At 50.9% G+C, this 12,481-nt stretch carries 12 protein-coding genes; 7 read left to right on the top strand and 5 right to left on the bottom strand.

The window, feature by feature from the left end; translation table 11 throughout:
• Nucleotides 1-260: 260 nt before the first annotated feature.
• Both ABNT34_RS17395 and ABNT34_RS17400 read right to left on the bottom strand, forming a co-directional pair.
• The gene (locus tag ABNT34_RS17395) at nt 261-1,229 is read right to left on the bottom strand and encodes a hypothetical protein (protein ID WP_348733898.1); all 969 of its coding nucleotides are present in this window, start codon (nt 1,227-1,229) and stop codon (nt 261-263) included.
• A gap of 298 nt (nt 1,230-1,527) precedes the next feature.
• Entirely contained in the window at nt 1,528-4,065 is a 2,538-nt protein-coding gene (locus tag ABNT34_RS17400) for a TonB-dependent receptor (RefSeq protein ID WP_348733900.1), read from the bottom strand.
• Between the two features lie 464 nt (nt 4,066-4,529).
• On the opposite strand from ABNT34_RS17400, the gene ABNT34_RS17405 reads away from it, so the two are divergent.
• The 7 genes from ABNT34_RS17405 to ABNT34_RS17435 all read left to right on the top strand — a co-directional run bounded on the left by ABNT34_RS17405 (nt 4,530) and on the right by ABNT34_RS17435 (nt 10,050).
• Entirely contained in the window at nt 4,530-5,153 is a 624-nt protein-coding gene (locus ABNT34_RS17405; RefSeq protein WP_348733902.1) for a c-type cytochrome, read from the top strand.
• Between the two features lie 38 nt (nt 5,154-5,191).
• Nucleotides 5,192-6,424 carry a cytochrome c peroxidase gene (locus ABNT34_RS17410; protein WP_348733904.1) on the top strand — a complete coding sequence of 411 codons (1,233 nt, stop codon included), beginning with the start codon at nt 5,192-5,194 and terminating at the stop codon, nt 6,422-6,424.
• Between the two features lie 2 nt (nt 6,425-6,426).
• Nucleotides 6,427-7,914, top strand: a complete 1,488-nt coding sequence (locus ABNT34_RS17415; RefSeq protein ID WP_348733906.1) for a parallel beta-helix domain-containing protein — start codon at nt 6,427-6,429, stop codon at nt 7,912-7,914.
• A 507-nt stretch (nt 7,915-8,421) separates the two neighbouring features.
• Nucleotides 8,422-8,826: a hypothetical protein gene (locus tag ABNT34_RS17420; protein ID WP_348733908.1), complete on the top strand. Its 405-nt coding sequence runs from the start codon at nt 8,422-8,424 to the stop codon at nt 8,824-8,826.
• Between the two features lie 137 nt (nt 8,827-8,963).
• Nucleotides 8,964-9,362 carry a hypothetical protein gene (locus ABNT34_RS17425; RefSeq protein ID WP_348733910.1) on the top strand — a complete coding sequence of 133 codons (399 nt, stop codon included), beginning with the start codon at nt 8,964-8,966 and terminating at the stop codon, nt 9,360-9,362.
• An 85-nt stretch (nt 9,363-9,447) separates the two neighbouring features.
• Nucleotides 9,448-9,666 carry a hypothetical protein gene (locus tag ABNT34_RS17430; RefSeq protein ID WP_348733912.1) on the top strand — a complete coding sequence of 73 codons (219 nt, stop codon included), beginning with the start codon at nt 9,448-9,450 and terminating at the stop codon, nt 9,664-9,666.
• A 117-nt stretch (nt 9,667-9,783) separates the two neighbouring features.
• A complete protein-coding gene (locus tag ABNT34_RS17435) occupies nt 9,784-10,050 on the top strand; it encodes a hypothetical protein (protein WP_348733913.1) in 267 nt (88 codons plus the stop codon).
• Between the two features lie 100 nt (nt 10,051-10,150).
• On the opposite strand, the gene ABNT34_RS17440 is transcribed toward ABNT34_RS17435, so the two are convergent.
• From ABNT34_RS17440 to ABNT34_RS17450, 3 genes are all read right to left on the bottom strand, one after another.
• Entirely contained in the window at nt 10,151-10,654 is a 504-nt protein-coding gene (locus ABNT34_RS17440) for a MarR family transcriptional regulator (RefSeq protein ID WP_348733915.1), read from the bottom strand.
• 82 nt (nt 10,655-10,736) lie between these two features.
• Entirely contained in the window at nt 10,737-11,768 is a 1,032-nt protein-coding gene (locus ABNT34_RS17445; RefSeq protein WP_348733917.1) for an alpha/beta hydrolase, read from the bottom strand.
• Between the two features lie 118 nt (nt 11,769-11,886).
• On the bottom strand, nt 11,887-12,303 hold the full coding sequence (locus tag ABNT34_RS17450) for an organic hydroperoxide resistance protein (RefSeq protein WP_031568946.1): 417 nt from the start codon (nt 12,301-12,303) through the stop codon (nt 11,887-11,889).
• Nucleotides 12,304-12,481: the final 178 nt, after the last annotated feature.

The raw sequence follows: 12,481 nt of genomic DNA on the forward strand, positions 1-12,481 counted from the left end.
CAGCCATCGGAACTAAGGATTTTTTAGAATGGACAGGCATCTCTAAAGAAATCAATGCTGGACAGCCTTCTGAAAAAGGGACTGGAAGTTACGAGGGCCAAATGTGTTCAACACAGCTCAAAAGAGACAATTTTTGCGACTTGGTTGTTCAAGAGATCGAGAAGCAGGTCATTGCGAAGTCACTGATAGAGATTTTGGACGTACTTATTGAGGGTAATTGAATTGCCGCAAGGTTTTAGAGTGTCGTGAAGGTTAATTTATCAACCAAACGCCAACCTGGCGGCTGTGATACCAACGACACGTTGCTGCTTGAACTTGTTGCAGAACTCTTGCATCAGGATGCTGCTGCCAATCACGCGATGATAAGTTTGCTCTAAATGTGCGCAGTTGTGTAACCAGGCCACTGTATTCATTTTTAGCTGCGCAAAAATCGGCGGCGTATGTTCTTTGATGTAACCTTTTTTACCATCTCTGATTTGACGGCCAGTCCAGTCAACCAATTGAATGTATTCGTTGATGTTGTAGGGAATGTGTTCGGAGTTGTTGCTTTGATGCGCGCCACTGGCAAAAGGGAGCAGCAAAGCTTTCATCGGCGATTGAGACTTATTAATTCTGGTTTGAATGGAAGTGAAGTCACTGCTCTGAAGTGAATCCGCTGACGTTGCGCGGATAGGATTTAAATCCACATAGGCCATGGCCTGCAGCTCAGCACGCTCATCGAGCAGGGCTTGTGATTTAAAACGGCCTTCCCAGAAATGGCCGGTACAGTCGTCTTCGGCATTAGCCATCCGGGCAATGGGTTCATTTAGACAGCGCATAAACCAACTTAAATCGTAAAGTCGCGCCCGCCTTAATTCAATTTGTCGCATGGCTTCGTCGAGTTCAGCATCGGACATGATGTCATTGTCTGCGTAACGCTGAGCAAAAAGCGGTAATGAAAACAGAGCTCTCCAGCGAGTGATTACTTCAGCAAGTGACAAATCCATCGCCCGTTGTTTTTGAATGCGCACCACCAGATGGTAGTGATTGGACATAATGGCGTAAGCGGAAATATCGATACAAAACAACTGCGTCAGCTCAGCAAGCCTTGCGACGATGGCATCACGGCGATGACTGAAATCTTTGTTATCAACTACACCGAACAAAAAGGTGCGGCGGACACAGCGGCTGACGACGTGATAACTGGGCGTGGTATCAACAGACACCAGCGATTTACGGGGGATGGGCATGGTATTTCCTTGACGGTCCGTGTCGAGGTTGGGTTTTAACTATGGTTGCTGAAATGTTAATGTCAAGGGGCTTTTGGGCTTGGGTGGGTGTCCTCGAAGCTGGGTGTCCTCGAAGCTTGTCATCCTCGAAGCTTGTTGCTGGAATCTGGAAGCCACAAATCTTTTTGTGGCTGTCCTGCGTTGTATCAGTGGCTGTCTTGTGTTGAAGTAGTGGCTGTCACAATCGATTAAAGTACAAGGAAAAAACCTGCAACAGCAAGGGGAGAGCGCGCTGCTGCAGGTCACAGGTTAAAACCATTCAGAACTGATATTTCACTTCCACACCGGCGGTGCGCGGTGGATTCAGTGAGGTGATTGGGGTGCCGAGCACGGCGGCGGCAAAACCGCCGATACCACCTGTTGTTTCGTTATCTGTCAGATTTTTACCAAACACCGCCACTTCCCAATGGTCGCTGTTGCTTTGCCAGCTGATGCGCGCGTTGAGGTTCTTGCTGTCGGCAAAATAGGCCGGAATTTGTTTGGCTATCGCCAGCAGGTCCGGGTCATCGGCGCGGGTGTTTTCCTCATAAACGTAATCGACATGCACTTTCCACTGGCCATCGCCAAAAGCCCAATCTGGTGTCCAGTCGGCGGTCAGGGTGTAGGCATCGGCGCTCGAGTCCTTTTCGGTGTCGGTGACTAAGTCGCCGTCTCCGTTATAAAACTGCTCCCAGCTCGATTCGGTTTTGCGATATTCGGTGACCAGCCCCAGCTTCAGCGCTGGGGTGGCCTGCCAGTCGACAATCAGCTCCATGCCTCGAATGTCCTGGTCGCCGTTGATGATCAGCGGCACGGCCACACCGTCGCCCGGCCTTTTACTGCTGACCGAACGCTGGCGGTTGGTCAGGTTCATATTGTAAATCGACGTTTGTACCCGCACGCTTTGCCACAGTTCGGCTTTGTAGCCTAACTCGATGTTTTTTACTTCTTCCGGCGCATAAGGATTGGCAGAAGACATTGGGTCTAACGAGTCATAACCACCTGATTTATAACCAGTAGAATAAGATAAAAACCACAGCTGGTCAGCATCCGCCTGGAAGCGCACCACGCCACGGCCGGTCAGTTTGCTCCAGTCTTTACTAGCTTTGAGGTTGGTCACCAACGGGAATAAGAACTCGGTCAGGCTTGGCAGCGACGCGCCAAACGAGCGTTCGCGGATATCCCAGCTGAAGTCTTTTTCATCGCGGCTATAACGCAGACCGGCGGTGAAACCCCACTGGTCGTTGTACTGATAGTCGACGTCAGAATAGATGCCATAAGAGTTAAATACGCCGTTGTTGACGATATCTTCACTCCACATCTTACCGGCGTTGGAAGGACCAAAAATTTCGGCAATACCCAGGCCACCGCCAATCAGCTGATAAGTCAGGTCGCCGGTGGCGCTGATCGCAGCCGCCAGTTCCGGGCTGAATGGCTCCGCGCCTAATTGTTGTAGCAGGCCGGCGACGGAAGGGTCGACCATCGCCAGAATACTCAGCACGCTGGCCCAGTCGGCCGGTTTCCAGATATGGTCAATCGGCAGGCCCATCTGACCCAGTGCTTCGGCCGGCACGCCGGCTTGCATCAGCGCACCACCAAGCATCTGATTCAGGTTATCGCTGGTCAGCCGCGCGATAGTGTCGGCGGTGATATCCAGTGTGGTGGTTTGATGCACGTTTTCTTTGCTGTAAGTGATACCACCGACATAGTTCAGCTTGTCGTGGCTGTAGTTCAGCTGCAGCTCGTTGTAGAAAATGTCTGAATCTTCAAAGTTGATGGTATCGAGATAACGGGTTTTGTCGGCGGTGCCGTCGGCGTCGTCGCGGCCGGATACTTGCCATTGCCGTTTGCTGGAAATGAGTTTGCCAGACCAGTCGCTGTTAAATTCATGATTGATTTTTACCGTCCAGGCGTCCATGTCGCGTCGCTCGTGGCCGTCAATCACATCGTTTTCGATGGTGTGGTCGAGTGGGTTCATGCTGTAGGCATAAGGGCTTAAGCCGATGGCTGGCGAATAGCCTTGGTCCATGTCGTCATAATCGTAACTGAACTGGACTTTGGTGCTTTGGGTGGGGGTCCACAGAGCGGCGATGCGGGCGGCCTGATGGTTGGTGTTGCCGAGCTCCTCGCCCTGATAATCTTTATAAACGTTGTCGATGTAACTATCGCGCTGGTTCGACAGCGCGTTGATGCGCAGGGCAAATTGGTCGGACAAAGACGTATTGGCCATGCCTTCAAAACGCTGCAGGCCATAATCGCCGAGCGTGGCTTTGAGAAAAGCTTCATCGGTATGTTCCGGGGCGTTTGGCACCATACTAACTACACCGGCCGCCGCGTTTTTACCAAATAATGTGCCTTGTGGGCCTTTTAAAATTTCGATGCGCTGCATGTCGGCAAACAACACACTTTGCGCTGCGCGTGGCAGATAAACGTCATCATAAAAAATCGCGACAGAAGGATCGCCGCCGGTGCTGATGTTAGAGCTCGACACGCCGCGCATAGTCGCAGTGGCCTGAGCGACGGCGTCTTTGCTGAATTTAAAACCCGGTGTGTAGTCGGCGATATCGCCCAAAAGCACCGAGTTGGTTTCTTCTAAATCTTTCGCCGAAATCGAATCGATTGCGACCGGCACTTCCATCAGATTTTGCACGCGTTTTTGCGCTGTGACTGTCATCACTTCGATGGCTGATTCGGCGTTTTTGTCAGTGGTCTGTTGCGCTTGCGCACTGCTGACCTGGCTATACAGCGCGCTGCTGCAAAGCAAGCCTATGTATAAGGCGAGGGGCGTCTTCCTGTGTTGTTTGTTCACACCTGTCATTTCTGTTCTCCGGATTATTTTAGTTATGGTCGGCAGATACCGGTCTGCCTTGCTGTGCGCCTGTGTTTGAAATCAAACCATGGCGACAGCCGCTTAGCCGATAATATCGGTGCACAGGTTGAACGCAACACAGCCATGGTCGGGGCGGGCAGTACGACAACGCCGATACATAGCGGAATCGCCATGCCGCTGCTGTGGTCTTGAAAGTGGGAATGACCCTGATTTTACGTGGCTTGCAGCCTGATTTAAATTTGACCAACCGCCTGTTTTTGCCTTGCCGGAGCAGGCCGGATGTGTCGCTTTTACGGCCCGATTTTGTACACTTTTGTACACTATTTTGATTGCTGCCTGCCCCCTGCCGACGCACCCTACAAACATCAAAGTCTGACGACCAGCGTGATGTGTGCCTGCCCAATCCATGGGGTAGGTAGCCACTGCCGGTTGCAACTGACGCAGGAGTTTGTGTGAGATTACGCTTCTTATTGTGCAGCTTGTGCAGCAGTCTGTTTTTGCTCATCAGCACCGCATCACAGGCTGTGCCGGCTGCTTTACCGCTATGTCAGAGTTGCCATCAGGCCGATGGCAGTGGCAATGCAGCGCTGCAAGCACCGGCCCTGGCCGCGCAGCAGCCCGATTATTTACTGCGCCAATTGCAGCATTTTCAAACCGGTCTGCGCGGGGCGCATGCTGAAGATGGCACTGGGGCGCAGATGCGGGCCGCTTTGCCTAAAGACTTAACCAACGACGATCTGCAGGCTTTAGCCAGCCATTTTGCCGGGTTACCAGCGCCGGCTAAAGCCGCGCAGGCCACCGATGCGGCTCAGGTCGATAAAGGCCGGCGCATCTACATCAACAGTTGTGGTGCCTGTCATGGTCCTAAAGCGGAAGGCGTTGCCGCGCTCAAAGCACCAGCACTGCGCCAGCTTGATGCGGTGTATCTGCAGCGTCAACTGAACTATTTCCGCACTGGTGTGCGCGGTGCAGATAAAAGCGATAAGCCAGGCCGGCAGATGGCGATGATGGCGCGCACGCTACAAAACGAGCAGGACATTGCACAGGTCATTGCTTATATCGGGTCTTTACCGTGAACAGCTGGCTGCCCCTTGTACTGCTGTGGTCCGCAGCAGTGACCGCAGGTCCGCGGCTGGCGATAACCAGTTTTGCCAGCGCTGATGTTGTCAGTGCGACACCAGTACAAATTCAGCTTTCAACCGTCTGCCCGCCAAGTTTTGAACTGGTCGGCCAGCAGTGCAAACTGGTCAATCTGTATCAGCAATATGATTCGCTGCAAAACAAAGGCGTGGGCGGCACCAAAACCGCGTTGCCGGCGGCGCGCGACGGCTTTAGCCCCCAGCAGATTGATCTCGGCCGCTTTCTGTTTTTTGACCCGCTTTTATCTGCCAATAAACAACAAGCCTGCGCCAGCTGCCATCAGCCGGACAAAGGCTTTACCGATGGCAAAGCCGTCAGTACCGGCGCTTTTGGCCAGCAAGGCAAACGCAGCGCGCCGACTTTATGGAACGTGGGTTTTCTACAGAAATTATTCTGGGATGGCCGCAGCCCCAGCCTGGAACAGCAAGCCGCCGGGCCTTTGTTTGCGCCCGATGAAATGGCCAATACACCGGAAAAACTGCTGCATGATTTAAATGCCAATGCGGTGTATCCACGTTTGTTTGCCGACGCCTTTGGTCAAAAGGGGCCGATTGAGCTGCCACAAGTGGTCACGGCGCTGGCCGCTTTTCAAAGTTCGTTAATTTCGCTTAATAGCCGCTACGACCACTATGCGCACGGTTTCCATCAGGCGCTAAATGATACTGAAATCAAAGGCATGAATGTGTTTCGCTCTTTTGTTGCCCGCTGCGCCGAATGCCACACTCCACCGCTTTTTACCAACCAGCAAATTGCGGTGATTGGTACGCCGGAGCCGGAAGGCCGGCCTTTTGATGTTGGAGCAGGCACTACCGCGGAAACGGCGAAATTACGTGGTGGTTTTAAAGTGCCGACGCTGCGCAACGTTGCGCTGACCGCGCCTTATATGCACTCCGGTCGTTTTGCCACTTTAGAAGAAGCGGCAGAGTTCTACAGTAAAGGCCGTGGTCATGCCGTGCAGAAAGGCGAGAACCTGCTGATCCACTGGCATATTTGGGAGCCGAAACTCACTGCGGAAGAAAATCAGCAAATTGCGGCTTTTTTACAGACCTTAACCGATCAAAGCCTGAGCCCGCAGTTGCCACAGCAGTTGCCATCTGGTTTGCCACTGCCTGCTGAAGTCAGATCCGAAGCGAGCGAAGCGAGGACATCCACAACAAACAACAATATCAGCCAGGCCTCGGCATTGGCGGCGAACGCGGAGAAATAACAATGAAAACAACCTGGATAGTGGCGGCCTTGGTGCCGGTAGCTTTAGCCGGTGGTTACCTGTGGGGGCAAAAACCGCAGGCACCTGCCGCTGTGGTGCAAGAAGCCAGCCTGCAGGTCGCGGGCGCTAATACCAATGCGAAAAAATCGGTGCTACCAGACACAGCGCCTGGCAAAGTGCATCAGGTCAAACCCGGCATGCTGATTATGGATGCTGTGAAAGCAGCCAATCCGGGCGATGTGATCCAGGTCTGGCCCGGCGATTATGTCGAAACTGTGTATATCGATAAAGACGGCATTCGCTTAAGCGGCGTCATTATCGACGGTAAAAGACCGCGGTTATTTGGTGAAGAACGCCTGAACGATGCCATTTTGTATTCCGGCAATAACATCCTGATTGAGAACTTCCTGATCACCAAATACAAAGGCAATGGCATCATGGGCCAGGCCGGTAATAACTTCGAAATTCGCAATAACATCATCGACGACACTGGCGTCTACGGCATTTTCCCGCAACTGGGTGAAAACGGTCTGATTGAACACAATATTGTGTCGGGCATTGAAGATGCGGCGATTTATGTCGGTATGAGCGACCATATTCATGTCGCCAATAACGAAGTATTCGACAGCGTCGCGGGTATTGAAATCGAAAACAGCCGCTTTGCCGTGGTGGAAAATAACTTTGTCCACAACAACACCGGCGGCATTCTGGCCTTTGTCACGCCTGGGTTGCCTATCAAGGACACCCACACGGTGATTATCCGCAATAACTGGATCCGCAATAACAATACCGCCAACTTCGGCGCGCCGGGTTCAATGGTGTCGGGCATTCCAGCTGGTACCGGGGTCCTGATTATGGCGGCGGACAATGTCATCCTCGAAGACAACCTGATTGTTGATAACAAAGTGGCCGGCATCATCATTACCGACCACGAAAATGCGCCAAATGCCCAGCTGGACCCTGAGTCAGACCCGACGCCGGATAAAATTCAGATCTTAAATAACCTGATGTTTCACAACGGTTTTGATACCATTCCTGAAGCCAAAGTGTTGCTCGGTGCTGAGCTGAAACAAGGCGAGCCGGATATTGTCCGCGTTGGCAAAGTCACCGAAAGCTGTATCGCCAATCCGGAGCGTTATGTCACAGCCGGCGTCGGCGATTGGCCGGCTTGTAGCTTCACCAACACAGATACGGTTGCCAGCTATTTACTGGAAACACCAGCCGCACCGCGGAATACCGCAACGGCGGACAAGGGCAAATACGCGTACCTCGGCATCTGCACCGGCTGCCACGCCTACACCGGCCGCCTGATTGGTCCACCGGTACAAGTGATCCAGTCGCTGTACATGGATGATCCGCAAGCCTTAGCCGACTTTATCGCCAACCCGGTGAAAAAACGCGAAGACTATCCAGCCATGCCAAAACAGGATTACCTCGACGCCGAAACCCGGCTGGCAGTGGCGAAATATATGTTGAGTGTAGAGAAGTAGGGTTCATCTGTTTGCTGGAAAGGGCGTGCCTGGCATGCCCTTTTTTATCGGTACAACAGGCTCTGTAGGTAGCGGCAAGCAACGCGCCGCCGTACATGACTGAATGAAAGGCCAAGGCCAAACGGCACAGCCAACAACAACGCAGACACGCCGTGAATACATCCCTGTAGGCTCCTCTGCGGCATCCATGCCGCAGAGGGTCTGCTAACGTTGATGCCCGACCGTTTTGTGAGTTCATTTACGCTGTCGATTTATTACCAAAAACTGTCTTCGACGACTGCAGTAAATCAGGAAGAACTGATTACCGAATGCAATTTTGTGCATTATTCAGGAAAATTGATGCCGCGCACTCTTTCGCAATTGTCAAAGCGAGCAAGCGCGCTAAAAGTTTGATTACAAGTTGTTTTTTGGTTAACGTGAATGGATGTGAAAGGGAAACAAGGCACGGCGTAGGCTTAAAAGCAGGCGTTTTGCATTTGATTAATATGTTAATTTAGGAGAAATGAATTGGATATTGAGCCAGCGATAAGTTTGGCAACAGGCATAATCGGAACTGCCATAGCAATTTATCAGGCTGCGGTTTTGAAGGAACGAAAGAAACGCGACGCTCAGCTTCAATATCTGCTGGCGGGTATAGGTAATTCAGCTTTAACAAAATCGCAAGCATGGATCAACCAAATTAACTTGCTTCCGCAGCCTTCCAATGAATCTGAATTGTCAGTATTTCGTGTACATGCAAGAGCCAGAGATGATCTTTCTGAAATTCATAATTTGGCTACAGCACTGGAGGGTGTCATTGACTCTGAAGGTTCTGCTATCACATCAATGCTCAAAAAAATTGCAGAGCAAGGTGAGTTGAATAACGAAATACAAGAAATTGGGCTTAGGAATCCTTCCAAAGCAAAAAATTAACAAGGCGCTCCAGCACCGCGCACTTCGAGCGCTCGACAGTTCGTAAGTCGCCTTTTTGTGGTTTTGATGCGCAAAAGTTTCCCACAAAAAAAACCAACTTACAAACTGCGGCTGAGCTTAATGTTAGGTGATCGCAGATGTTTTCTCCGTATTTTCTAACTGGTGAAAATTTGGGTTTGTACCCTGAAGTTGATGTACGAACAGATGCAAGTGGTGTTGTTATAAAGCTAATATTCCTCTCGCAGGTAATAGAACTGCTCTTCCGCCATGTGATTGCATTCTATTGTGTTGAAGAAAGTAATTACGAGTTGTCGCCGCTACCGGGTATGCCTAGTGAAGTTGACTTTGTATCGCTGGAAAAGGGGGCAAAAGAATCTCCAATTTGGAAGTCTTCAGCCAATTACAGGCGCAGTTTTTATGCTCATCTTGATTCATATCGTGCAGATGTATCATTAGTCTCCTATATAATTTTTGGTGCCGATTATGTGGTGTTGGTTGAGTCAATCGGTTTGGTAAATGTTAACGTGGCACATTAAGCACATAACAATCAGAGTCTTACGGGGTCTGCGGCCCCAGCGACGCTCACTAGTTCGCGCGCATGCGCGGGGCGTTAAGTAACAAATGAAATACCGCGACGGAACTGAAATAAATTTGAACGATAAGGTCATTTTTGAGGATGGCAGCAGTGGTATCGTTGTGTGCTCAATTGATTTAGAAGAGTATTCGCCAGCATATACAAAAAACGATTGGGCCTATTTGGCATCTGGTGTGATGGTCCAAAATGAAACTAGTGGTTTGATACATTATTCTTCTGAGCCAGTTGATTTCGAACGTATTTAATAGTTAAAAGTTACTTAAGAGGCTGCTTTTGTCGCCGAAAATTCGTCTGGCACGGCTTCTGCTGTGTTTCAGTCACCCCAAAGCTTTTGGTAAAAATCTGAGAGAAATCATAATTTTATGACAGAAGAAAAAATCAAATCTATTGTGAAACGATATCGAAGAATATCAGTGGCTTGGCTGGGCGTATTCCTTGGCCTTTCGCTGTGTGCAAATTGGTTTTTGATTCACTCCAAAATAGAACGTCATGCTGAACTTGGTCTTGAATATATCCTAGGCGATCAAGGGTTTATTTGGGGTACTGTGATTTTGGGATTAAATACTGTGTTAGGACTCTTTTTTTATTCTCTAGAAAAAATTTTGCTTGGTTTATATAAGGAAGATTGAGATAAAAAAGTGCGGATCCAACGTCAGCACGACACTGTTGTTGCCGCTGGACATGCAGTAACTGTTGTTTTTTGCTGACGGGGTACCCCGCTAACAAGCCTCACGCCGTCAAAGTCTGCCGCAGTTTAATCAACTGGTCGCGCAGTGCTTCTACTTCTGCCAGTGAATCGCCGCAACTGAGTGCGATATGTTGGTTGATTTTCAGCGCTTCCTGCTGCATGGCGCGGCCGGCGTCGGTTAAGCGAATTTCCAGCGTGCGTTCGCTGTGTGGGCTGCGGGCGCGAATGAGTAAACCCATCTCCTGCATCCGTTTTAATACCGGGGTTAAAGCGCCGGATTCGGTATGCAGTTTCTCGGCGATGTCGCGCAGGGCGACGCCATCCTGTTGCCACAAAATCAGCATCACCAGATATTGCGGGTAGGTGAGGCCAATATGTTCCAGCAGTGGCTTATAAGTTTTGGTCATGGCGAGCGAGGTGGAATAGAGCGCAAAACACAGCTGATTATCCAGATGCAAAGCGCTGGCGGGCCAGGCACAGCCAGGATCGCTGAGCAGTGGTTTTAACTGCTTTGGCTCGGATTGGGATTTTTTTGCATCTGCCATGTTCATTCTCTTTTGTCTGATTAATTGCTCTGATGAAGCAAGCCGGCAGGGCCGGCTTGCTGTGAGCTGCGTCAAATCTGCCTTATTTCAGGTGCTGTTGCAATGCGCTCGCCGCATGGTCCAGCTGGGCTTGTACTGTGGGTACTGTGCTCAGCGGGTTTAACAGACCAAAGTCATGGATCATACCGTTATATCGCACCGAGGTCACGGTCACACCGGCCTGGTCCAGTTTAATCGCATAAGCTTCACCCTCATCGCGCAGTACGTCCAGCTCAGCGGTTTGCACCAGCGCTGGTGGTAAACCTTGTAATTGCGCGGTCGTGGCGCGCAGTGGCGACGCGTAAATCTCGTTGCGCTCGGCCGGATTGGTGGTGTAGTTGTCCCAGAACCACGTCATCATATTACGGGTCAGGAAGTAACCTTGCTGGAACTGCTGATAAGAGCCGTTCTCAAAGCTGGCGTCTGTCACCGGCCACATCAGCAGCTGGAATTTCAGCGCTGGCGTACCAGCTGCTTTGGCTTTTAATGCGACTACTGCTGCCATATTGCCACCGACACTGTTGCCGGCAACCGCTAAGCGTTTGCCATCGACCTTAATCTCGGCGCCATGTTCAGCGACCCATTTGGTGGCGGCATAAGCCTGGTTAATTGCCGTTGGATATTTGCTTTCCGGTGACGGCGTGTAATCCACATAAACAGCGGCAGCGCCGGAGCGGGCGACTAAGTCGCGGATCAAACGTTCATGGGTTGGGAAATCACCTAATACCCAGCCACCGCCGTGAAAGAACATAAAAGCTGGCAACGTGCCTTTGCTGCCGGCCGGGCGCACAATCACCAGTTTGAGTTTCTGGCCATCGGCGATTATCCATTTTTCACTGACATCGGCTGCCGGTAAGGCTGCACCGGCTTGTGCGCCTGTTAACACAGCTCGGGCGTCTTTTGGGCTTAACTGTTCCAGTGGTTTGCCACCGCCTTGTGCCAGTACATTTAAAAAGGCTTCAGTGTTTTTTTCGACGCCAGGGATCTCCGCGGCGTACAAAGTGTTACTACCAACGGCGCTCAGCAGGCCTAATGCGACAATGCTGTAACCAATAGATTTCTGTAAAGTTTTCATCATCTTGCTCCGGTATTCAGTGTGCGGCCTGTGGCCCGCTTGGGTTCATCTTTGTTAGTTGGTTAAATATTATTGCGATAACTATCTGCTGAAAAAAAACGTCCGGGACGGACGCTGGTTACACCAGCGTCAGACGGACTTGCAGTGAATTACGGGTCGCATTGGAGTACGGACACACCTGATGGGCTTTTTGCACCAGCTCGTTCGCGACATCTGCTGAAACACCTGGCAGGTCGATGAAGAGCTCTACATCCAGACCAAAACCGCCCGGGATTTGCCCGATGCCAACTTCAGCACGAATATTGGCGTCAGCTGGGATGACGATTTTGCTTTGGCCAGCGACATATTTCACGGCGCTTAAGAAACAGGCTGAGTAGCCGGCAGCAAACAGTTGTTCCGGGTTAGTGGCTGCACCACCGGCACCACCCAGTTCACGTGGCGTGCTTAATTTCACATCCAGGTTGTTGTCGCTGGACACTGCGCGTCCGTCACGGCCTGAAGTACTGGTTACAACTGCTTTATAGATAACTTGCATGATTCATCTCCAATGTTTGATTTGTGCTTTTCGCGCTTTGCGTAGTCCGCAAAGTATTATCGCGATAACTAATTACTTAAAAAACAACCTTCGTTTTGTTGCTGCAGGCAGGGTGTTCACCGTACCGCAGTCTGCTCACCAGGTCATTTGTGTTCTGGCTTGGATGTATATTATTGCG

The sequence above is a fragment of the Rheinheimera texasensis genome (assembly GCF_964031785.1).
In the GTDB taxonomy this organism is placed as follows: domain Bacteria; phylum Pseudomonadota; class Gammaproteobacteria; order Enterobacterales; family Alteromonadaceae; genus Pararheinheimera; species Pararheinheimera texasensis_A.